Below are 23,642 nucleotides of genomic sequence, written 5' to 3'. Positions count from 1 at the left end.
TTCTCCTTTCTTAGTAACCCATGGCGACATGGTCGTGCTTAATAATATCTAACTCTTTGGCTAGTAGGCGGCTGCGGGCAAAGAAGTAGCCGACGACACTCATAATGGTGAAGCCGGCGATCAGACTGGCGCCTGGGCCTGTATTTGGTAGTGTCTCTAAAGACTTAACGAGCGGGCAAGAGACGTTCATAGTCAGTTCGTTACCGTATTTGTTACTGATTTTACAGTCAAAACTCGTAGTTAGCGCCGAAGGCGAGTTGGTGGCCGGAATCGGGTTCTTTATTTTGACTCGGAAGCTATGAACAACTTCACTATGAGCTGCTAAAACTTCCTTTGGCCATTGTATGGTCTTGTTATCTTTGTTGTAAACGGCTTTCTCTTTGGCCATTACTTCTTGGTCTAGATCGGCGTAGTCCAGGATGTCACCAATGTAATCAGAAACAATGTAATCGGTTTTGTTGTAAGCACTGGAGTTGATTGTGGTTAGGGTGTAATCGAGGACGTCACCAGCGTTTACTTTGCTTTCTAGAGCTTTTTGACCTTCTAGGTTCTGGGTAACGTTTTTGACGGTCTTGGTTTGGCCAACTGGTTTTTCGGCCTCGAAGTCAATCGGAGAACTACAGTTAGAGGATTTGGCTGTAGTTTTTGCGCCTTCAGTAATGGTGTAATTAACCGTCACCGTGGCCGTAAAGTCGCCAGTTCCGTAGGTGTGGTTGACGGTGTTGGAATAGGCATTTGATGCAACAGTCTGCTTCTTGCTGCCGTCGCCAAAGTCGTAAGAGTAGTTAACGATTTTAGTCAGTGCTTGATTGCTGGATGTGGCAACTGTAGTAAGCGAAACGTCACGTGTGCCTTTCTTGATGACGCCAGTGGTTAGCTTGCAAACTAGCTCTGGCGTAATACACTCCGGTGAATTGCTGGGGAGACTGGGATTAAATACACAAGGGTTGAGGACGCTTGTACAAACAGTGTTGCTCCAGACGTCTATGCCGGTACCTGTGGCTCGAGCAACATTACAGATCTTCACGCCGTTAGCTAAAGGATTTTTGAGTCTAGCGGTGATTTCTAAAACATGATAGTTGGCGGAGAATGGGACGTTGCCAATCTTGTATGTTAGTAAGCCGCTGGATTTGTTGATATCCAGACCAGTTGGGCTGAGAACATCAAAGTTTTTGAGGTCTAGCTCGTCTCGAAGCTGGACATTCTCGGCTAACGAGTCCGGCACGGGGTTGCGCCACTCGAAGCGGAAAGTCATTGTTTCGCCGGGTTTGAGTGAAGCGGGTGCACCTTTTATACTCTTTTTGATCTCTATTTTAGGGGTTGGCTTGGCAGTCGGCTTGCCTTGTGTATAATTACCGCAATCTTTGAGTATCCAGAATGTAGAACCGTCGCTAGCCTTGACGCCACGCCACGCTGCGTAGGTGTTGTAGGGGTTGCGGATGTCCCAGGCGCGGAGTTGGCGCATGTAGACAGTACTACCGCCGGCGTTAATCGTGACCTCTGTATTTTTGTATTGTTTGGCAACGTTGCTATAGCCAGAAAGCGAATTACGACCAATCGTCCAGTAGTCTGTACCATCATTACTGCGAATTGTCGTGTTGGTGTACTGCGGCAGCTTGGCAATGTCGGCACGTGTAACACCGAATTTGCCGTAGATCTTGCTGACATCGCTGCCGGCGCGGTCCCATTCTTTTAAGATGGTATCGCGAGTAGTGAGACCATTAATAATATAGTCGTCGGAATAAGCTAGAGATTTCTCTGGCGGCGACATAACAGCGAAGAGTTGAATAAACATCGCTAGAGCGATAAACAGAAAGCCTAGCCTTCGCACACTGGCTTCTTTTTTCATGCGGCCGGCGTAAAAGGCCACTTGCCCGAATAGGCTAGGGTTAAATGGGAGATTTGTAACTAGTTTTTTGAACATATATGTTTTGTTTTTAATTTTTTAATATAGCGCTAATGGTATTAAATCACTAAATTATGTGTTCAATCAATAGCTATATGGGGTTCTTGACTGTGGATAAGTAGGGGGCGGGGTTAGGGGGAGGTTATAGGTTAGAGGTTAGAGTGATTAGGGTCTAGGGTCTAGGGTCTAGGAGCAAGTTTATAGTTGATAGTTTATGGTTGATAGAGAAATACCGATGACTGTTTACTGAGGGGAAATTCATACTTTATACATAATACTAGATACTTACTAACTACCTCGCACCTCGTACTATTTCGGTAGAGCCGAGAGACAAGAGTCAAGAGTCAAGATTAGGTTATAGGTTAGAGGTTAGAGTGATTAGGGTCTAGGGTCTAGGGTCTAGGGTCTAGGGTCTAAGGTCTAATTCATACATGATACACAATACTTGATACCGACTATAGTCGTACGCACTTAAAGTCTCTCGTCTATTGCCAGCTTGAGGGTTGTATCCTATAATTAGATTAACTAAAGAGAGGGTAAGTGTAGTTTTAGCGGTGGGCTAGAAAACGCGGAGCAAATTATTTATGCCAAAACAAAACAAGACAGATCAAAGTTACGATGCCAGTTCGATTCAAGTGCTAGAGGGGCTAGAGCCTGTTCGCAAGCGACCAGGTATGTATATCGGTGGAACCGGTGTAGAGGGGTTGCACCATTTGGTATGGGAGATAGTCGACAACTCTATAGATGAGGCCTTGGCTGGTTATGCTGATGATGTTTCTGTGGTTCTGCAGGCTGACGGGGGTGTGACAGTAACCGACAACGGACGAGGTATGCCGACGGATATTCACCCTAAGACCAAGAAGAGTACAGTGGAGACGATTCTGACGGTACTACACGCTGGCGGTAAGTTTGGCGGCGGCGGTTATAAGGTTTCTGGAGGTTTGCACGGTGTTGGCTCAAGCGTGGTAAATGCCTTAAGTTCTAAGCTGATCGTGCGAGTATGGCGAGGCGGCAAAGAGTTCAGGCAGGAATATGAGCGCGGTGTGCCAATGACGCCGCTAAAAGATCTTGGTAAGAGCGATCATGCTACTGGAACGCAAATAACTTTTTATCCTGATGAGACGATTTTTGAGACAGTAGTAATTGACTACCAAACAGTTTTGGATAGGTTGCGACATGCGGCTTATCTGACCAAGGGCATCAAGACGGCAATCGAAGACGAGCGAACTGGCGATAGGTACAGTTTCTATTTTGAAGGTGGAATTCAGAGCTACGTTAAGCATCTAAACGAGGGTAAGGAACCAGTTGACCCGGAGGCTTTTTATGTGGAGCGTGAAGCTGGCAATGCTATGGTTGAGATTGCCATACAGTACACGGAGAGCTTTACGGAGACGGTAAAGGCGTTTGCTAACAATGTTTATAACCCGGACGGTGGAACTCATCTGACAGGCTTTAGAGCGGCGTTAACTAAAGTCATCAACGACTATGCTCGAAAGAGCGGCCTACTTAAGGAGAAGGAAGAAAACCTCTCTGGTGAAGATACGCGTGAAGGTTTGACTGCTGTGATACTAGTGAAGCTGCCAGATCCGCAGTTCGAGGGACAAACTAAGAACAAGCTGGGCAACCCGGAAACTCGTGGTCAGGTTGAGCAGGTGATGACCGAATGGTTTGGCTACTACCTAGAAGAACATCCAGCGATTGCTAAGAAGATTGTTGGCAAAAGCTTACTTGCTGCGAGGGCTCGTAAAGCGGCAAGGGCGGCCCGCGACAATATTATCCGCAAGGGTGCTCTAGAAGGTGCTGGTTTACCCGGTAAGCTAAGCGACTGTGCTACTAAAGATCGATCACGAGCAGAGTTGTTTATAGTCGAGGGTAACTCGGCCGGTGGTTCGGCTAAAGACGGGCGCAACAGTGAGTTTCAGGCGATTTTGCCGCTGCGCGGTAAGGTACTGAACGTCGAGCGAGCTAGGCTCGACAAAATGCTAGCTAACAACGAGATTACTAATCTTATAAAGGCACTTGGCGTAGGGATTGGTGAACAGTTTGACGTTAGCGGTCTTCGCTACGATCGTATAATCATCATGACAGACGCCGACGTCGATGGAAGCCACATTCGAACACTGCTAATGACGCTATTTTTCCGCCATATGTACCCGATTATTGAGGGTGGACATCTCTATGCTGCCCAGCCGCCGCTGTTTGCCCTGAGTAGCGGCAAGAAAAAAGTCTATGCCTACACTGATGAAGAGCGCGATCAAATGCTTGAAGACATGATTGCTGATCGAAAGGCCAAAGGGGTAAAGGTAGACAAAGATGCTGACCGCATTAAGCAGGCTGGTGTGACGTTGCAGCGTTACAAAGGTTTGGGTGAAATGGACGCCGATCAGCTATGGGAGACTACTATGGACCCAGATAACCGAGTGCTTGTGCAGGTGAAGGTGGAGGATGCCGAAAAGGCCGACGCTATCTTTAATAAACTTATGGGGACAGAGGTAGAGTTGCGCAAGAATTTTATTCAGAGCCATGCTAAGTTTGTAAAGGACCTGGACATATGAGCCGCCTAAATGCACTAAAACAATTAACTGGCCTAGGCTCATCGATAATGAATTTTACTCTTGACTCATGGCTCATGACTCAAGACTCGCTGAAAGAAAGGAGCTTGTGATGGACGAAGAAAAGACTATAAACGAACAGCAAGCTATGATTGACCCAAACTCAAAGTCGGTGATTTACCGCTCAGTTGAAAATGAAATGGAGACGAGTTACTTACAATACTCGATGAGTGTGATTGTGGCTCGAGCTTTGCCTGATGTACGTGACGGTATGAAGCCGGTGCATCGCCGAATCTTGTATGTTATGGATAAGAGCGGTCTGCGCTCAACTGGCAAGCATACCAAGAGCGCTCAGATTGTTGGTGAAGTAATGGGTAAGTATCACCCGCACGGTGACACGGCGATCTATGACTCGATGGTGCGTCTGGCGCAGCCTTTTAACACTCGTTATTTACTAGTGGATGGTCAAGGTAACTTCGGTTCGATGGACGGCGACCCAGCCGCTGCTTATCGATACACTGAGGCGAGAATGACAAGGGCTAGCGAGGCTCTGCTCGAAGATATCGATAAAGAAACCGTACCATTCCGCGATAACTTTGACGGTAGTCAGCAGGAGCCCGAAGTCTTACCGGCTAAATTGCCTAACTTACTGCTAAACGGTCAGATGGGAATCGCTGTTGGTATGGCGACCAATATCCCACCGCACAATTTAAACGAGCTTGTTGATGCGACGATTACGCAAATTGATAATCCTGAAGCAACCTTGGACGATCTGATGGAGCACATTAAGGGGCCAGACTTCCCAACGGGCGGCATTATTTATGGTAAGGAATCGATCAGAACAGCCTTTGCCACCGGTAAAGGCGGTGTGGTGGTGCGAGGTGTGGCCGAAGTTGTCGAAGAAGGCAAAAGAAGCCGAATTATTATTACTGAGATTCCTTATGCTGTTAACAAAGCCGGGCTAGTCGAGAAGATCGCCGACCTAGTGCATGAGAAAAAGTTGAGCGGAATAAGTGATATTCGCGACGAGAGCTCACGTGGAACAGTGCGGGTGGTGATTGATCTTAAAAAAGATGCTTATCCAAAGAAACTACTCAATCAGCTCTATAAGCTCACACCGCTGCAGACGACCTTTCACTACAACATGCTAGCGCTGGTAGACGGCATTCAGCCGCGGATTTTGGGGTTGCAGGATATTATTGCTGAGTACATAAAGCATCGTCAGAATGTCGTCCGTAAACGAACGGAATATGAGTTGCGCAAGGCAAAAGAACGAGCTCATATCTTGGAAGGTCTCAAGATTGCTCTTGACCATATCGATGAAGTAATCGCGACAATTCGTGCCAGCCAAACGACAGAAGAAGCCCAAGAGAACTTGATCAAGAGGTTCAAGCTTACAGAGATCCAAGCTAAAGCGATTTTGGCTATGCAACTACGTACGCTTGCTGGGCTGGAGCGCCAGAAGATCGAGGACGAGCTGGCTGAACTGCTGAAAGTAATTGCTAAGCTAGAAGCGATTTTGGCTGACGAAAAGAAAATCCTTAAAATTATTAAAGATGAGCTAAACGAAATGAAAGAACGCTTTGGTGATGAGCGTCGCACCAAGGTGATACCGCACGAGCTTGGTAAATTTAGTGAGGAAGAGCTAATACCAGAAGAGCAAGTGGTGATTACGATGACGAGCGCTAATTATATCAAGCGCAATCTGGCGGCTGATTATAGAAGGCAGAATCGTGGCGGCAAAGGTAAACGCGGAATAGTCACTCGTGACGAAGATAATACTGAATTTTTGGTTCAGGCTAGCACACACGATTATATATTGTTCTTTACTGATCGCGGGCGCGTCTTCCGTTTGAAGGCTTACGAAATTCCAGCGGCTGGTTTAAGTGCTAAGGGCGTGGCGGTGGTGAACTTGCTCCAGCTGCAACCAGATGAAGTTATCACGGCTATGATTCCGACTCTAGCAAAAGAGACAAGTGGCTACTTGTTTATGTGCACGGTCAAGGGAACTGTTAAGAAAACAGCCTTTGAGGCTTATCAGAATGTGAGGGCGTCTGGACTGATTGCTATTAATCTTGATGATGGAGATGAGTTGAGGTGGATAGTTAGAACTAGTGGCACTGATGAAATTATCATCTCAACTTCCCAGGGACAAGCAATTAGATTTGATGAGAAAAATGTGCGACCAATGGGGCGTGTAAGCCGTGGCGTGAGGGGAATACGACTGCGCAGCGGAGATCGTGTGATTGGTATGGATACGGTTAAGGCTGAGAGCAACATCTTTGTGATAAGTGAGTATGGCTATGGTAAGCGCACTAAGGTGGCGCAGTTTACTCCACATGCTCGAGGTGGCGTGGGTATACGTTCGGCGGTGGTTAACAGCAAAACCGGTGCATTGACTAATGTAGCTACTCTGACCGAGGAGAAGAGCGAGATGATTATCATCAGTCAGGCCGGTCAGACAATTCGCTTAGGGCTAAAGGATGTGCCGGAGCTAAGTCGTGCTACACAGGGCGTGCGGGTAATGCGCCTGAACGAAGGCGACAAAGTCGTATCGCTAACGCTACTCGACACAAACTTTGAGGGTGACAACGATAGTGACGGTGAGCCGGAAGCGACTCCGACGGACGCTTAGTTTAGCCCTAGTTCGACATAACAACACATATGAATAAGAATCTTAGCTAGTAACGATTGCTTACATCTGTGTCTGGGCTGCGAAAATTCACATTAAACTGGCTATTTGACCACCCCTGTTAAAAACAGATATTCACATTTTCTTCCCCTGTATAAGGACGGACCTTATATGGAGGGATGAGGGGGAGGGAGGAAGATTGGTATAATGAAAGAGATGAAAAGAGTTTTGGTGGTGAATGATGATGGTTATAAGGCGGCCGGGATTCGGGCGCTGATTAAGCAGTTATCGACCACATTTGATGTGACGGCTGTGGCGCCAGCACATGAGCAAAGCTGGATGGGAAAATCAATCTCGGGTCATCGAGATTTGGTATTTGAGCCGGCAGAACATTATGAGTTCAAAGGTCATACTGTCGACGGTACTCCGGCCGACAGCGCCCAGATAGGTATGTATGAGCTCTTCGATGGTAATTTGCCTGATTTTGTAGTGTCTGGGATAAATCATGGGGCTAATGTCGGGGTTGGTCATATACTGAGCTCTGGCACGGTAGGTGCGGCTTTGGAGGCTGCGATTCAGGGTGTTCCTGCATTCGCAAGCTCTGTGTGGAATGTCAAACATGCAAATCGCGGAGTAGATTTTAATGGCGTGGAATCGGTGCGGCTTTTTGAGACAGCGGCGAGTATTACGCAAGCGATAATTGAAAAGGTGATTGCCAAAGGTTTCCCCGAAGGGATTCAGGTGATCTCGATTAACTTACCGCACGATGTTAGACCCGATGCCAAGTGGGTGGTTACTAGGCCTCACAGCGAGGTGTACGGCAAGCTATTTTTGAGTGAGCAAGGTGTTTTTAGAAACAAAGGTTATCACGAACTGAAAGATTCGGTAGAGCTAGATAGTGATCTAGCGGCGCTTGCGCGCGGGCATGTCTCGATCATCCCGATTTTTATCGAGATTACCTCTCGTGAGAAAAGGGCCGAACTGGCGCGGATTTTGGATGCCGAGTTAGCTTAGCCGACATTGCTTGCGGAATTATTGCTAGTGCTTGCAAGAACTAAGATATTCTGTATAGTCAGTTTAATAGGGAGAGAATAAAAGTGACTAGAGAACACCTTGGGCCAAGAGTTAAAGAATTATCTGGAAATTATGATGAGTTATGTAAGCCTATTGGTGCTATAGACTGCCTCAGGGGCAGTAACATAGCTACAGTTGGAGAAGACAGAACTTCGTGGGATATACTGATGCAAACACATATTAGAGTGACGAAACACGTTGTGCTTACTGCTGCAGTTGGTGAAAATGCACCAGCAGTCGGAAGTATTCTAGAAGTAGTCAAAAAATGCCCGGCTGATTTAGTCGATCGTTGTGCTAATTGCATAATTGGGTTAACTGCGACAGAACTAAACGGTGTTGATCCTAAGCTCGTTCAGGAAGATCTAGTAAATGTTACAAGACCAGTTGTCGTCACTCGGAGTAATTTAACTAAAAGACCGATTATAGTCTCAAGAAATGTGGGATAGGGTAAATTAGTTTTAATGTTTTTACGGTATGTATAGCGCAGGAGAAGAGATATCACGCTGGGCTCTATATAATGAATCATATTAAGATTTTGGATGCCGAGCTAGCTTAGTGGTGTTTTGAATGTTGACTAGGCTACAACATTTGCGGCTTGATTTAAGGGATAAAATGAGCTATATTGAATGGAGTCTTTTGGAGCTTATAATTTAAGTACCTCTGAAAATCAGAGGCTTTTTTAGCCCCAAGACAGATCGTTAAAAATTGAGTCGTGAAACGTCAACGTTAATTTAATTTGTTTTTAAGAAAACAGAGCTAAGGAGTGATGAACGACGAACGATGAACGATGAAGGAGTTTCAATGAAATTTCCCTCGTTCGCCATTCAAAATTCATCGTTCCAAAAATTGATTTTTAATCAATTTTTTTGGAGAGTTTGATCCTGGCTCAGGATGAACGCTGGCGGCGTGCCTAATACATGCAAGTCGAACGGAAACATGTTCTCACTAAGGTTCGGAATTACTGTAAAGTTTTTCAGGGCTTTTGTGAGAATGATGTCGAGTGGCGGACGGCTGAGTAACGCGTAGGAACGTACCCCAAAGTGAGGGATAAGCACCAGAAATGGTGTCTAATACCGCATATGGTCTTCGGATTAAAGCCTTCGGGCGCTTTGGGAACGGCCTGCGTAAGATTAGCTAGTTGGTGAGGTAATGGCTCACCAAGGCGACGATCTTTAGCTGGTCTGAGAGGATGATCAGCCAGACTGGGACTGAGAACGGCCCAGACTCCTACGGGAGGCAGCAGTAGGGAATTTTCCACAATGGGGGCAACCCTGATGGAGCAACGCCGCGTGCAGGATGAAGGCTTTCGGGTCGTAAACTGCTTTTATTTGTGACGATTATGACAGTAGCAAATGAATAAGGATCGGCTAACTACGTGCCAGCAGCCGCGGTCATACGTAGGATCCGAGCGTTATCCGGAATCACTGGGCGTAAAGAGTTGCGTAGGTGGTTTGTTAAGCAAATAGTGAAATCTTGGGGCTTAACCTCAAGGCTATTATTTGAACTGGCAGACTAGAGTTTGGTAGAGGTTATTGGAATTCCAAGTGTAGGAGTGAAATCCGTAGATATTTGGAGGAACACCGATGGCGTAGGCAGATAACTGGACCAATACTGACACTAAGGCACGAAAGCGTGGGGAGCGAACGGGATTAGATACCCCGGTAGTCCACGCCCTAAACGATGGGTGCTAGCTGTAAGGAGTATCGACCCTCTTTGTAGCGAAGCTAACGCGTTAAGCACCCCGCCTGTGGAGTACGAGCGCAAGCTTAAAACATAAAGGAATTGACGGGGACCCGCACAAGCGGTGGAGCGTGTTGTTTAATTCGATGGTAAGCGAAGAACCTTACCCAGGCTTGAAATCCCGAGAAGGCATCCGAAAGGATACTGTGCCGCAAGGAACTCGGTGACAGGTGTTGCATGGCCGTCGTCAGCTCGTGTCGTGAGATGTTTGGTTAAGTCCATCAACGAGCGCAACCCTTATAGTTAGTTGGATTTTTCTAGCTAGACTGCCCCGGTAACGGGGAGGAAGGAGGGGATGATGTCAGGTCAGTATTACCCTTACGTCTGGGGCTACAAACACGCTACAATGGCCGGTACAAAGGGCAGCCAACCCGCGAGGGGGAGCTAATCCCATCAAAGCCGGTCTCAGTTCGGATAGCAGGCTGAAACTCGCCTGCTTGAAGCTGGAATCGCTAGTAACGGTAAGTCAGCACATTACCGTGAATACGTTCCCGGGTCTTGTACAAAATAAATGCGCTTGGCAGCGCGGAAAGCTAAGTGGTGTAAATCCACTCTAGTAGTTGCGAGCAGGACATCTCTGGTAACAGAATGTCTGAAGGGCTCTATATACAAAAAGCAGTCTTTGCAATACAAAAGGCGCTTCGATCTTGCAATGTGTACACAAGAGAAGAGGCCGATTAGAAAAGCCTAGCAAGGAATGTTTGAAACAGTTTTCCAGCGTAACCCAAGGAGATCCTTATGTGAAATTGTGATTTTTCCGCCAGTTGGCGGATAGCATAAGGAAGTCAGCTGAGTCCGTAGTACCTCTGTTATTGTGATATAATAGAGGAAAGGGACGAACTTCATGTTGGATCCAAATTACATCGTTGGTTTTGTTGATGGAGAGGGATGCTTTAGCATTACTATCAATCGAAACGGACCAAGATTACCTGAAGTGAGATTGATTTTTGAAATCGAACTTCGCGAGGATGATGAAGAAATTTTGCATCAAATCAAAGAAGTATTGAACTGCGGTAATATTTACCGCCTTGATTATGAGCGTTACGCCAAATGGCGGCCTCATGTTAAGTACAAGGTCAGTAACTTCCAAGATATTGATGGTAAGATAATTCCATTCTTTAAAAAGTATCCTCCGAGAGCCAAGAAGCTTTATAGTTTTGAAAAATTTTGCTTAGCGGCAGAACTAGTAAGAACCAAAAAGCACTTGACTGTTGAAGGAGTAGAACAGATTTGAGCAATAAAAAACATGAAGACTCGCGTAGTGCGTTAGACGCGCATGCTACGTGGGGAGCAACTGTAATTACCAGATTGCAATCACCGCCCGTCAAGCCATGAAAGTCACCAATACCTGACGTCTGAACTTTGCTTCGGCCTAAGGTAGGGGGGATGATTGGGGTTAAGTCGTAACAAGGTATCCGTACCGGAAGGTGCGGATGGATTACCTCCTTTCTAGGGAGAAATCAGGCGCTATCAGTGTCTCAATTGAACATTGATGGTAGCCAGGCGATCCTCGATTTTTGGCAATAACTCGGCCAAGAATCTATGAGGAACCATGAGTAATCGTTGACGTTCACAACTCAATTTTTAAACTCAGTGCCGCTCTTTTTGAGCGGCGTTTTTTACGTTTTGTTATTCATTCTTCTGGAGAAATAGTGCTATTCTGTTCTTATGAATGACAGTATTTATACCTATGTTCCTATAGTAAATATTATTATCGCTTTCTTGGTACTGAAAAGCGCGTGGAAACGAAGACTCAAGGCTGCTTCGTCTTGGTTTGTAATGTCACTACTGCTGGGGCCTTTTGGTTGGCTCGGCTATTATTTTATGATTGTACGACCTGACAAACACGATTGTTGAGGCAAAAAAGCCGATTATTTGGTGGGTTTTCACTTTTTGCTCTGTAGACTATCAAACTGTGCCCGGTGGGCTTAGTAAAATTCCTTAATCATTTAGCAATAACACTGATCTCATTGTTTCCGCTAGTCATAAAAACGAGTTAATAAAACTTGGCTGGTGGGCGATGGAGGACTTGAACCACCGACCTCGTCATTATCAGTGACGCGCTCTAACCAGCTGAGCTAATCGCCCATCCACCAAGTTTTATTGATTATTAACCTACGTTTGCAGTGATTAATTATAACTGCTAAAGCTAGTAGCTTGAGTATTTGGTGGAGCGACGGGGATTCGAACCCCGGACCCCCTGCTTGCAAAGCAGGTGCTCTAGCCAACTGAGCTATCGCCCCTAAATACTACCGATGTATTTTAACTAAAAAATACCTTTTTTACAAACCGAAAAGGCCTAGTACAAGAAAGTATTATATATTTTTTGGATAACTTAGATAAAAACGCTGCCGTATAACGTACTGCCAGCAGGCGGGCTCTAGATAAAATAGCGTTGCAAGAATTACTACAGTTGGTGCTTGACTACCTCTATAAAAATTGCTAAGATGATAGAGCACTTTTGAGTTTAGGTCGAAAAGCAATCGATTAAAATCAGCTCCTTAAGCCGATATCGAACTTTTTATCGTAAACTCAACCTGCAAGTAGGATAGGCCCCAAAAAGGCTTGTCGGGCTAGCTCGAGTTTCGCAACTTAAAAATTCGGAACGTCAATTTGTAACTCAACTGCCACATTGATAGAGCCGTGGCGTGAGTTACGCAGTTAAATAATGACAAGTTATTGAGTAATAATGGTATTAACCAATAACTAGTCGAATTCTTGGTCGTTTGCCAGCCTTCGAGGTCGTCAGACGATACAAGAGATGCACAGAAATTTACATGTGAGACTTCTTGTCGCTTGCTTTTTCTTCGGGAAGAGCAGCCCAAGCTCGAATTTATTTCAAGCTTGGCGCGATTAGAAACCCGCTTGCGGGCGTCTCATATTTTAGAAAGTTACTAAAGCGCATATAACGAATGCCTTGACACAAATTACCGATAAAGGACGTAGAAGGCTGCGATAAGCTTCGGGGAGTTGCCTCACAAACTTTGAACCGAAGATTTCCGAATGGGGAAACCCAGCTAGAGTCATGTCTAGTTACTTTTCAGCTGAATTCATAGGCTGATAAGAGGTAACCGCCTGAACTGAAACATCTAAGTAGGGCGAGGAATAGAAAGTAAACAACGATTCTCCTAGTAGTGGCGAGCGAACGGGGATCAGCCCAAACCTTTCAAGTTTCCGTCTGTTAATTCAGACGGATAAGTTGACAGACGAAGATTTGAAATGGGGTTGTGACACATAAATTAACCAAGTTTAGGCTCCGTCTTTGACGGGACTTAGGCTTGGTCCAGCTAACGCTGTCACGAGTTAGCGTAAGGTTACAAAGTGCGGACCGAGTAGAAACAGCTGGAAAGCTGTACCAAAGACGGTGATAGTCCGGTATACCAAGGGTCGCACCCTTATCATTTATGTTGTCGAGTAGGCCGAGACACGGGAAACCTTGGTTGAATCTGGGACGTCCACGTCCCAAGGCTAAATATAATTTGTGATCGATAGAGAACTAGTACCGCGAGGGAAAGGCGAAAAGAACCCCGGAAGGGGAGTGAAATAGAACCTGAAATTATATGCGTACAAGGAGTAGGAGCCCCGTACTGAGCTTTTGATACGTCTGCTTTTGGTAGACGATAGGCTTTGCCTGACAAAGCAATCAAAAGTCTAGTACGGGGTGACTGCGTGCTTTTTGTAGAACGATCCAGCGAGTTAATCGTTGCAGTGAGCCTAAGTCATTTGACGGAGGCGCAGTGAAAGCGAGCCTGAATAGGGCGACATTAATTGTAACGATTAGACCCGAAACCGGGTGACCTAACCATGAGCAGGCTGAAGCGTCGGTAAAACGACGTGGAGGGCCGAACCGTAGCGAGTTGCAACACGCCCGGATGACTTGTGGTTAGAGGTGAAATGCCAATCGAACTCGGAGATAGCTGGTTCTCCTCGAAATAGCTTTAGGGCTAGCGTCGTACGGTAGCACTTAGGGGTAGAGCTCTGTTTCGGACTGGGGGTCGCAAGACTACCCACCCTTGACAAACTACGAATACTAAGTGTGGAACTACGGCAGTCAGAACGGCGGGGCTAAGCTCGTCGCTCAAAAGGGAAACAGCCCAGACCATCATCTAAGGTCCCTAACTATATGCTCAGTGGGAAACGAGGTGAGATTTCTTAAACAATGAGGATGTTGGCTTAGAAGCAGCCATTCATTTAAAGAGTGCGTAACAGCTCACTCATCAAGAGATCTTGCGCGGAAAATGTAACGGGGCTTAAGCATATGACCGACGATATGGGCTTGCGTATTTATACGTGAGCGGTAGAGGAGCGTTCCTATCTTGCTGTGAAGTCGAACCGCGAGGTTCGGTGGAGCGTTAGGAAGTGAGAATGCTGGAATTAGTAACCATAAGGCAGGTGAGAATCCTGCCCACCGAAAGAGCAAGGTTTCCTGGGCCACGGTAATCGTCCCAGGGTTAGTCGGTCCTAAGCCGAGGCGCGTAGCGTAGGCGATGGACAACAGGTTAATATTCCTGTACCGGTGTTACTTTGTTTATAGAGCGCGGCATATTAGCAAGAGCGGACTATTGATATATCCGTCTAAGTACGAGCAATGCGTACGAATGAAACGTTTGTATAAAACGAATTCTTGTAAAGGTGCTGACCAGAAAAGTCTATAAACGCGTGGGTAACGCCGTCCGTACCGCAAACCGACACAGGTGCTCAGGTCGAGAAGACCAAGGTGTACGAGTGATTCTTCGTTAAGGAACTCGGCAATACAGCGACCGTAACTTCGGGATAAGGTCTGCCCCATCACAATGTTTGTAAACGTTGTGACTTGCCTTTATGAGTTTTCTTTTAACAAAAACTTGCAACGAAGCTTTTAGTAACGGCTTCTATGCAAGGAGCGAGCTCCGCCTTCGCCAGCCGGCGAATAGCGGAAATGAGAAAGAAAGCTTTAGAGCGCCTTTCACATGCTTTTATGAGTATTGTGATGGGGCCGCAGCTAAAGAACCCATGCAACTGTTTACCAAAAACACAGGTCTCTGCTAACACGAAAGTGGATGTATAGGGGCTGACTCCTGCCCGGTGCTGGAAGGTTAAGGGGATGACTTCACGGTCTGAACTGAAGCCCCAGTGAACGGCGGCGGTAACTATAACCGTCCTAAGGTAGCGAAATTCCTTGTCAGGTAAGTTCTGACCCGCACGAATGGAGTAATGATATGGGTACTGTCTCAACGAAGAGCTCGGTGAACGTGCATTGACGGTAAAGATGCCGTCTGTCCGCAGCAGGACGAGAAGACCCTATGGAGCTTTACTACAGCTTGACATTGAATCGAGCTGCAATATGTGTAGCATAGCTGGGAGACTTTGAAGCTTAGACGCTAGTCTAGGTGGAGTCGCAATGTGAAATACCAGCCTTATTGTAGTTTTATTCTTACGTGTCCCTTCATTTTTGGCTAACGCCTTATGAGACAAACCTTGCGGTTTTTCTCATCGCGCCGGAAAACGGAGTAAATCCGTTTTGTGGGCTGCTCTTTTCCCTTCGCGGGAAAGAGAGTAAGGATTTCGTTGGACAAAGGTGCAGGGATGCAGACAGTGTCTGGTGGGTAGTTTAACTGGGGCGGTTGCCTCCTAAAGAGTACCGGAGGCGTTCAAAGGTTAGCTAAGTACGGATGGAAATCGTACTGATAGTGCATACGCAGAAGCTAGCTTGACTGTGAGGCCAACAAGCCGATCAGACACGAAAGTGGGAGTAAGTGACCCGCTGTATTAACCATTCATGGTTTATGATTGTGGTATCGACAGCGCAAACGGATAAAAGTTACCCTAGGGATAACAGGCTTATCGCATCCAATAGTTCACATAGACGATGCGGTTTGGCACCTCGATGTCGGCTCATCACATCCTGGAGGGGGAGCACCTTCCAAGGGTCCGGCTGTTCGCCGGTTAAAGTGGTACGTGAGCTGGGTTCAGAACGTAAATTACATTGCGTTCTACTACTGTAAAGTAGTAAAGTATCAGTGTACATCGCACTAATGATACTAAATCTGACTGAAATCGGTGAAACCCGAATCTCATTCCGAACGATGAGAAGGGCAATACCGAGGGAAGATTAGGAAAATGTCTGACGAAGTAGCGGCATATATTGCCGGATTTCTAGATGGTGACGGCTCGATCATGGCCCAACTGGTAGCCCGTAAGGACTATAGGCTTGGTTATCAGATTCGAGTTAGTATTGTGTTTTATCAAAAGCACAGCCACCAAGAAATACTCTTTTGGTTAAAAGAGCAGCTCCAGTTCGGTTACATTCGCAGCCGTAATGACGGCATGGTCGAATACACCATCGTGGGCTTGAATGAAGTAGAAAAAGTATTAAAGCTACTTTATCCAAAACTTCGTCTAAAGAAACGTTTAGCTTCAGAAGTCTTGCGACTAATTAGTCTTCATCCTAAGAAGATGACAGCTAAGAAGTTGCTTCGGCTCGCTTCACTGGTTGATAAAACCGCAGAATTTAATTATTCAAAGAAGCGAACCAATACGTCTGAAACCCTGAAACGCTACTTGAACGACAATAGACTTTTCCCCGTAGAGACTTTAGATGAATGTTAGACCACTTCATCTAGGATGGTTGCTTTAACGAGCGGCCATAAAACGTCAGCGCCTTAACTAATACTAAACAGGTTAAGGATGAAGATATAGTCCGTGCCGCCAGTAATGGCGGATGATTTGAAAGGAATAGAACGCCCTTTTGATGACACGCGTGAGACAGTTCGGTTTATATCCGCTGTGGACGCTAGGAAAATTGAGAGGATCTGTCTCTAGTACGAGAGGACCGAGATGGACGCACCGCTGGTGTACCAATTGTGAGATCAACTTGCATTGTTGGGTAGCTACGTGCGGAGCAGATAAGCGCTGAAAGCATATTAAGCGCGAAACTGACCTCAAGATTAGTTTTCCCCATGGAGCCCCCTGAAAGACGATCAGGTTGATAGGCGCAAGGTGTAAGAGCAGTAATGTTTTCAGCCGAAGCGTACTAATAGGGCCATTGACTTTCTAAGATCAAGGAGATAAATCCATTTGCTTGGGTTTGGCTCTTTGATAGTGAAGGTGCATCATTCGACTAGTTATTGGTTCGTATCAAGCGATCCGAACCGTTGTTATTTAACAAATTGACACTCACCGTCCAGAAATGGACATCGATACTTTTCGCTAGGCGAAAAGTGGAACGAAGAACGGAGAACGAAGAACGATGGATTAATTTCCTCATTCCTCATTCCTCATTCCTCATTCTACTTCTTGCCAGTGGCAAGAAGTCGGTGCCCATGGCGCGAGGGAAACACCTGTTCCCATACCGAACACAGCAGTTAAGCCTCGTAGCGGTTACTATACTAGGATTTTCCTGGGAAAATAGCACGGTGCCGATTTTTGCACAAAAGCCAGCGAAAGCTGGCTTTTTGCTTTTAGGTGGGGAACGTCCCCACCTAACGCGCCGGCAAAAAGACGTGACTTTTGTCGGGCTGTTCTCCCCTGAAGCGAGACCTGGATGCAAATACTTGACGAGTATGATATAATAGATTATTATGAGTCTACCTGCCCGAAACCCCCAAGTGCAACACTTGGGTTTTTTAATTCAGGTTTGTAGTAGCTCATTCATTGCCTCCTTTTTGTAGTCATTCATTACTTCAGTTGCTGTTTTAAATCCTAGTATTTGCCTCGGAACCGTATTAATCCAGTTTTCAATGTAAGCTATATCTTTGTACGTAAACCTCGCTATGTTACAACCTTTTGGTACAAATCTTCGAATAAGCCTATTAGCGTTCTCAACACCACCTTTCTCCCATGAGTGGTAGGGTTGGCAGAAATATATTGGCGCGTTCAATGATTTACTTAGGTCCAAGTGTCTTCTGAACGCTATGTCGTTGTCTAGTGTCAGGCTCTTGAACGGTCCTAGTTTACTCACGGCTTCCGCTAACGTATCTTCAACTTGTTTTGCTGTTCTGGCACTGATCTTTCGGATGTAGGTATATCTACTAACCCTTTCGTGAAGTACCAGGAGTGATGTCTTTGGATACTTCTTGCCTCCAACTATGAAATCTCCTTCCCAGTGACCATACTGAGCTCTCACGTTAGCTGCCTGCGGACGCTTATCTATGAAGATACGGTCTCCTAGGGTAGTTATTTTACGTTGACTCTTCCTGGTGCGCTTATTTTTGGCTAGGCTTAGCTCGTATTCTAGCTGTCTACCATGAGGACTGCGAATGTATTTGTAGATAGTAGGTGCAGATACGGGCTCGAACCCAGCTTCGTAGGCTAGTCTTCCGGCTATCTGTTCTGGTGACCAAGCAAGACGTAAGTGTGTGTCGATATATTCCCGAAGTTTCATATCCTGAATTATACGCATTGCTTGGTACTTTGCGTACTTACGACGCACATAAGATTTGTGATGAGCTTTCTTACCTGAATAAACTCCACGCACTGAGTTGATGCGTATCTCCCTGGATATGCTACTTGGGCTTCTGCCTAGTTCCACTGCAATTTCACGAACTGAATATTTTTTTCGAAACAAGATACCAATTTCTAAACGCTCATACCTTGTTATATGTTCATACTTCTTCATAACCAAGAATACTAGCAAAAGAAGTAGGTGTTGCACTTCAGATTTAAGTTTAGGCTAGATTATTCAACAGCAAGTGAGGGTATTAGGGCGCGTGGCTTACGTGAAACAGACGTAGCTAGAATCAGGTATATGTTTGATGGTATCCTGCGTCCTATTGTTACTCCTGAGGAAGCTCCAGAGCTTAGAGTTGTCGAAACGATAAGCGTTGCGGATCTCATCCCTAAAATTCCTCGAAGATAATATCACGAGAAAATTCAAACAGTAGGCTCGTGTTGGCTGCTCTTCCTGCAATATTGGCCTATAAGAGCCCCAAAGTAAACCCGTCTTTGTAGGGGTAATCATTATGCGATCTAATAATGGTTTTCTTAGCTGAAAGTTCTGTATTAAACTGCCTCATCTCTCGGGTCCTGTAAGACGTCAAACAGATTGTTTATTATTGCGCTCGGATTTTCGATTAGCCAGTTTAGTGCATCAAGTAGCCACTTATCTTTTTCATCATCTGTCATAGTATGCAGTTGATCGGGGGTTATATGCAATCGGCGTTCATCATCGTTGACTATAGCCGGTAAATCACCAAGTTCTCGTAGCCTTGACGCCGCTCTTCCTAGAAAGCCTTCTATCCTGCTGTTGCCCATTTCAGATATCGGTTGGCCACCAACAGTGCCTTGAGTACCAATCTCATAGTCAGTACCCATTTCTGCAGCCCAGGCCCTCAAAGATTCTTCTTCTGCAAACCATTCTTCACTACTACCTGTGGGCATAATGATTGGATTATAAATTATTCATGAAAAAAAATAAAATTTCTTAAGCACATATCCCTAAAGCATTTGAAGTACAATAAGTATATAAGGAGGCATGATGGCAAAAGAAAAAATGAAAGTTAAAGTAGACAACCCATGGAGTTGGGCTCTGTTTGTGGCCTATATCGGAGCGCTCGTGTACTTTATTGAGCGCAACGAAGGCTTTTGGGGATTTATTCTAGCATTACTCCAAGCCGCTGTCTGGCCAGCCTATGTGATTTACGAAGTTCTAAAACGCTTGGCAGTCTAAACTCCTATCGCAGACTTCTGAGAAAAAAGCCTACAATCAACGAATGAACCACAGAAGAGGCCCAGCTTATTCAGTTACAGCTAGTAAAGCCAAAATCTAACCACGCCTGGAAATCTCCTGAACGACGTGGTACCAAGCTTAACTAAATTTTTGGGGTTCACTATGAGTTTTTGTGTTGCATCATATTCTTTGTGAACACCCGTGCTAGTTCGCCAAGTGCTTCGACGCAGTATCCACCTTCTTGCACGAGCAAAGTGGGTGAGTCTACATAGGCAATGTATTTTGCGATCGATGCGTAGTCTTCTGAGGATAGATTGAAGCCTGCGATCGGATCGTCTCGATATCCGTCAAATCCGAGTGATACAACCAAAAAATCGGCGTTAAATTCATTAATTTTACTCAATGCTTGGTGGAAAGTAGCCATGTAAGGTTTTGTACCGCAGTTTTTGTCTACAATAAAGTTCTGATTGTAACCTAGCCCCTTTCCGCGGCCGCGCTCATGCTCAAAGCCGTGACTGTATGGATAATTCAGCGACGGGTCGGCGTGTACAGAAACATAAAGCACATCGTCTCGATCATAGAATAACTCCTGCGTTCCATTGCCATGATGATAATCGATGTCCAATATAGCTACTTTACCGTGTTTACTGAGGAAATTTGCCGCCGCCGCCGCGTTGTTGAAGTAACAGTAACCTCCCATATAGTTTCCGCCAGCATGATGCCCTGGTGGTCGACATAGTGAGTACACAAGGCTATCACCTTGTGCCACTAGCTCGGCTCCTCTTAGAGCGGTATCGACAGCTTTTCGAGCAGCCGTGAATGTACCCTGCGTTAGCGGTGCGTAGGTATCGTGGATGAAGTTTGAAGGGTATAGGTCGCGGTTTGGAGCTATTTGCTTAGTCGTATCTTTTAGGTACGACACATATTGTTTGCTGTGTAGCTCGAACACAAGTTTGTCGTCGAAAGATTTGGGACTGATAAACTCCACTCCATCAACTTGAGTAAGGCTATTTTTGATTGTCTCGATTCTGTCGGGTACTTCGGGGTAGTTTATTTTTGCCCCATCATAAATTTCATATTCAGGATCATGTAAAAGATGTGAGTTATCATATATGGCTATCATGTTTAGCTCCTTCCGTTTTCAGCTAATGTCATAAATATAAAATCTCGTAGTAGATGAGAATCTGCGCCGTCGTGAACGGCTACGTTTTGTACCAAAATTTGGTCGGCATAGGTCCTGTTTGGGATCACCATTCCAGCTTGATGCCCACGGCGATCGGCACGAGTTGTGTAGTTACATTCGGCAAAGATGAATGGACGGTCGACCTCATTTACAATAGCATGATTGAGCTGCCTGATCACTGGTACGATCAAGCCGCTTACTTGGTCCGGGTGTCGGCGTAGGGTCCGCCACTCGCTATTTTCTACAAAAGGTATATCTCTACTGATGCCTCTTAAAGTGACCATTTCTGCCATTGCGGCACTCACTAATTGCGTCGAGTCGCTTTGGTGGTAGACACCGGCAAACCACAGCCCACTGTTAACTGCGTCGTTTAGACGGCGCTGTAGGACACTAATATTTTCATCTGACCAGTCAAACGTTGGACCCCAAAGCTCTTGCAGGCTATCGAATTGGCTGGTCTCAAGCTGGCTACACAGTTGGTAGCCCCATGCGTTCAAATCAACTTCTGGCGCTGTAGCGGTTTTCGCAAGCGTTTCGGGCGTAGTTTGGCGGATTATGTCCGCTCTTTTTACTAGAGGTTCCGAACGCTTGGCGTTAGCAACTGCAAACATCGCAAAGACAGAACCAGCTTCGTCTACGTGGTCCAGTGGTGCAGCTACTTCAGACCTAAGGCCTTCGGCTGCTAGCGTCTCCAGGGTCGTTTGGTTGGTTATTAGCCTAAAAACAGCCCTCGGCACTCGTGAGCGCTGAGTGACAATGCCTTCTAACCTCGATAATGTATCTATAACCGCACAGACTTCGGTAACTGGCTCACGACCAGTAACATAAAGTCGCTCATAAGATCTTCGCTGCACACCAACTTGCCCAGCACTTGTAACAATCGCACCCATAAAACTCCTTAACTTAATTTTGCAAATAAAAACCGCCCTTTTGGGGCGGTAGTTTGCTTATTGATTAAGGAATTAGCAAACTATCCCCAAAAGGGCATAAGCTTGCACTTCTTAGAATCTATGCAAATCACCATAATCGCTATATTTTATAGCTTGATTACCAATCTGTCAATTATAAACGTCATAGAAGAGAAAGCGCCTGCATCTATCGTGAGATGTTGTTCTACCGTAGCACTGTTACTTGGCCTAGATCGTTGATGGTAATGATTTTCGAAGGCTTTCGGCTGCTTAGATTGCCACCGTCGATGTAGAAGTCGACCTTGTCACCGAAATAGCTTTTAGCTTCTTCGATAGTGTTTGAAGGAGGGTCGTCGGGTGTATTGGCGCTGGTTGTTAGAAGTGGCCCGGTCTTCTCTAGTACATGACGTAGTTTTTCATCTTTAGGAATCCTAACGGCAAGACTTTTTGAGCCCATGCGTAGGTATTCTAAGTTTTTAGAAGGGCAGTCGATAATAACGCTAACTGGGCCGGGCCAGAACCGTTCAGCTTCCTTGAGTTGCCGAGCGTTTAAACCTAGCCCGATCAGCTGGTCCAGCCCACTAGCAATTACAGTTCCAGGCTTATTACGACGGTTTTTTAACGCATAGAGTCTGGCTACTGCTTTTTGGTCAAGAGCACGAGCAGCAAGCCCATAGATAGTGTCAGTTGGTAGAACTCCTACCGCGCCAGCTTCTAGAAGCTCTTGTGCCGCGTCCATCTAAACGATACTACCAACGATCGGTTCAACAAGTTTTCTGTAATCCTCACTATACATCGCTATTGACACGTCGCGGCCAGCATTAAAAATTATCTTTACGTTGTCAAAAACACCACTGTCTGCATAGACTGCGATACCAAACAGGTTGCCAAAAGGCGGCACTCCACCTGGTTTTATGCCCTTAGTTAGTTCCGAGACCTCCTCTTCAGTGGCAAACCTCAGATCATTAGCGCCGCTAGCGATTTTGAGCTTTTTGCTGTCAAATTTCTTGTCACCTGGCAGCACTGCCATAGCAAATCTCTTGCCTTGGTTAGGAATTTTCAGTCGAACAATCAAGGCTTTGGCACCTTCGCTAAGCGTGTAATTGGGGCGCAGGGCAGCGGCTTCCTCGCTAGTGCGTACTGTTTGGCCGTGCTCAAAAGTCTCATGCCAGCAGTTGTCTGTTTTTAGCACATCTAAAATCTGATGAAAAATATCATGCTCTGCCATGTCAGCTAATTATAGCAGTAAAAATAACACTTATTATTAGTCATACTCTTAAAATCTAGGGCCCCTTGAAATGCTACACTCCAAATAATCCATAGAATATTCTACTACAAAGCCTGCTTTTTCTAGCATTCTTAGGGATGCTGTATTATTTTTTAATGCCGCTGCGCGCAGGGTGTTAACTTCATTTTCATCGGCTATCCTTTTGGCTTCAAAACACAGCGCAGTGCCTATGCCTTTTCCTGCTTCACTAGGTAAAACGGCAACATTTTCCAAGCTTGCCCTTACATTAGTCGGCATGTGCATAATGACCAAAGAAGCCATACCAAGGTACTTTCGGGTAGTAGTTTCCTGGGCCACAAGCCAGTAGTTACAGGGATTAGCAACCATAAGCTCCAGGTAGCTCTTCGTAAGAGTAACCTGGTTACTAGAAGTAAGTAATGAAGATAAGTCTCTGGCTGCGCTTACCAGTGCATAATCAATTTCTCTGACTTCTTTGATAACAAACTTGCTCATTAGATTATATAATATCAAAAAAATTTGACATAAGCAATTCATTGTGCTAAAGTTAAAGTAACTTCGAAAGAAGCCAAACAAAAAGAGGGTAAATAGTTAACAATACTTAACTTGCGAGAGCAAGAAAGAGTTAGCTGTTAAAGCCTCTTTTTTGTTTGGCATCCAACTAGAAGCGTGGAGTCAAAATTATTAACTAGCAGCCTGGATTTGGAAGCTAAAAAGCTTACCATTTCCACTGTTAAGTGGTTCTTTGTGCTAGT

The 23,642-nt window shown here is 45.7% G+C and carries 16 protein-coding genes, 2 tRNA genes and 3 rRNA genes; 11 read left to right on the top strand and 10 right to left on the bottom strand.

Annotated elements, in window-relative coordinates; all coding sequences use genetic code 11:
* Window positions 1–10 precede the first annotated feature (10 nt).
* Window positions 11–1,924, bottom strand: coding sequence for a hypothetical protein (locus tag IPO96_01020; protein ID QQS65124.1), 1,914 nt, complete (start codon window positions 1,922–1,924; stop codon window positions 11–13).
* Between the two features lie 566 nt (window positions 1,925–2,490).
* Between IPO96_01020 and gyrB the strand changes: the two genes are divergently transcribed.
* The 7 genes from gyrB to IPO96_00985 all read left to right on the top strand — a co-directional run bounded on the left by gyrB (window position 2,491) and on the right by IPO96_00985 (window position 11,761).
* Window positions 2,491–4,461, top strand: a complete 1,971-nt coding sequence (gene gyrB / locus IPO96_01015) for a DNA topoisomerase (ATP-hydrolyzing) subunit B (GenBank protein ID QQS65123.1) — start codon at window positions 2,491–2,493, stop codon at window positions 4,459–4,461.
* Window positions 4,462–4,570: 109 nt separating this feature from the next.
* Window positions 4,571–7,093, top strand: coding sequence for a DNA gyrase subunit A (gene gyrA / locus IPO96_01010; protein ID QQS65122.1), 2,523 nt, complete (start codon window positions 4,571–4,573; stop codon window positions 7,091–7,093).
* A 213-nt stretch (window positions 7,094–7,306) separates the two neighbouring features.
* Window positions 7,307–8,104: a 5'/3'-nucleotidase SurE gene (gene surE / locus IPO96_01005; protein QQS65121.1), complete on the top strand. Its 798-nt coding sequence runs from the start codon at window positions 7,307–7,309 to the stop codon at window positions 8,102–8,104.
* Between the two features lie 83 nt (window positions 8,105–8,187).
* Window positions 8,188–8,610, top strand: a complete 423-nt coding sequence (locus tag IPO96_01000) for a hypothetical protein (protein ID QQS65120.1) — start codon at window positions 8,188–8,190, stop codon at window positions 8,608–8,610.
* 417 nt (window positions 8,611–9,027) lie between these two features.
* Window positions 9,028–10,423 (top strand): 16S ribosomal RNA (locus tag IPO96_00995).
* A 325-nt stretch (window positions 10,424–10,748) separates the two neighbouring features.
* Window positions 10,749–11,138, top strand: a complete 390-nt coding sequence (locus IPO96_00990) for an LAGLIDADG family homing endonuclease (protein ID QQS65119.1) — start codon at window positions 10,749–10,751, stop codon at window positions 11,136–11,138.
* A 434-nt stretch (window positions 11,139–11,572) separates the two neighbouring features.
* On the top strand, window positions 11,573–11,761 hold the full coding sequence (locus IPO96_00985; protein QQS65118.1) for a hypothetical protein: 189 nt from the start codon (window positions 11,573–11,575) through the stop codon (window positions 11,759–11,761).
* A 154-nt stretch (window positions 11,762–11,915) separates the two neighbouring features.
* On the opposite strand, the gene IPO96_00980 is transcribed toward IPO96_00985, so the two are convergent.
* A tRNA-Ile gene (locus IPO96_00980) sits at window positions 11,916–11,992 on the bottom strand.
* A gap of 78 nt (window positions 11,993–12,070) precedes the next feature.
* A tRNA-Ala gene (locus tag IPO96_00975) sits at window positions 12,071–12,147 on the bottom strand.
* Between the two features lie 641 nt (window positions 12,148–12,788).
* On the opposite strand from IPO96_00975, the gene IPO96_00970 reads away from it, so the two are divergent.
* Together IPO96_00970 and rrf are read left to right on the top strand one after the other, a co-directional pair.
* Window positions 12,789–16,941 (top strand): 23S ribosomal RNA (locus tag IPO96_00970).
* A gap of 254 nt (window positions 16,942–17,195) precedes the next feature.
* A 5S ribosomal RNA gene (rrf, locus tag IPO96_00965) occupies window positions 17,196–17,307 on the top strand.
* Between the two features lie 206 nt (window positions 17,308–17,513).
* On the opposite strand, the gene IPO96_00960 is transcribed toward rrf, so the two are convergent.
* Window positions 17,514–18,500, bottom strand: coding sequence for an IS30 family transposase (locus tag IPO96_00960; GenBank protein ID QQS65117.1), 987 nt, complete (start codon window positions 18,498–18,500; stop codon window positions 17,514–17,516).
* Between the two features lie 27 nt (window positions 18,501–18,527).
* On the opposite strand from IPO96_00960, the gene IPO96_00955 reads away from it, so the two are divergent.
* Complete coding sequence (locus IPO96_00955) at window positions 18,528–18,740, top strand: hypothetical protein (protein QQS65116.1); 213 nt, start codon at window positions 18,528–18,530, stop codon at window positions 18,738–18,740.
* Window positions 18,741–18,883: 143 nt separating this feature from the next.
* On the opposite strand, the gene IPO96_00950 is transcribed toward IPO96_00955, so the two are convergent.
* On the bottom strand, window positions 18,884–19,261 hold the full coding sequence (locus IPO96_00950; GenBank protein QQS65115.1) for a hypothetical protein: 378 nt from the start codon (window positions 19,259–19,261) through the stop codon (window positions 18,884–18,886).
* A gap of 97 nt (window positions 19,262–19,358) precedes the next feature.
* Here IPO96_00950 and IPO96_00945 point away from each other — a divergent pair, with 97 nt between their 5' ends.
* Window positions 19,359–19,550: a hypothetical protein gene (locus tag IPO96_00945; GenBank protein ID QQS65430.1), complete on the top strand. Its 192-nt coding sequence runs from the start codon at window positions 19,359–19,361 to the stop codon at window positions 19,548–19,550.
* A 160-nt stretch (window positions 19,551–19,710) separates the two neighbouring features.
* Here the strand turns inward: IPO96_00945 and IPO96_00940 are convergent, their stop codons facing one another.
* From IPO96_00940 to IPO96_00920, 5 genes are all read right to left on the bottom strand, one after another.
* Window positions 19,711–20,673 carry a histone deacetylase family protein gene (locus tag IPO96_00940; GenBank protein ID QQS65114.1) on the bottom strand — a complete coding sequence of 321 codons (963 nt, stop codon included), beginning with the start codon at window positions 20,671–20,673 and terminating at the stop codon, window positions 19,711–19,713.
* 2 nt (window positions 20,674–20,675) lie between these two features.
* On the bottom strand, window positions 20,676–21,623 hold the full coding sequence (locus IPO96_00935) for a hypothetical protein (GenBank protein QQS65113.1): 948 nt from the start codon (window positions 21,621–21,623) through the stop codon (window positions 20,676–20,678).
* 223 nt (window positions 21,624–21,846) lie between these two features.
* Window positions 21,847–22,380 (bottom strand): L-threonylcarbamoyladenylate synthase, encoded by a 534-nt coding sequence (locus IPO96_00930; protein ID QQS65112.1) that lies wholly within the window; start codon window positions 22,378–22,380, stop codon window positions 21,847–21,849.
* Complete coding sequence (locus IPO96_00925; GenBank protein ID QQS65111.1) at window positions 22,381–22,869, bottom strand: hypothetical protein; 489 nt, start codon at window positions 22,867–22,869, stop codon at window positions 22,381–22,383.
* A 48-nt stretch (window positions 22,870–22,917) separates the two neighbouring features.
* The gene (locus IPO96_00920) at window positions 22,918–23,382 is read right to left on the bottom strand and encodes a GNAT family N-acetyltransferase (GenBank protein QQS65110.1); all 465 of its coding nucleotides are present in this window, start codon (window positions 23,380–23,382) and stop codon (window positions 22,918–22,920) included.
* Window positions 23,383–23,642 lie beyond the last annotated feature (260 nt).

Source organism: Candidatus Saccharibacteria bacterium, from assembly GCA_016700315.1.
GTDB lineage: Bacteria > Patescibacteriota > Saccharimonadia > Saccharimonadales > SZUA-47.
This window is presented reverse-complemented; position numbering and strand designations above follow the sequence as displayed.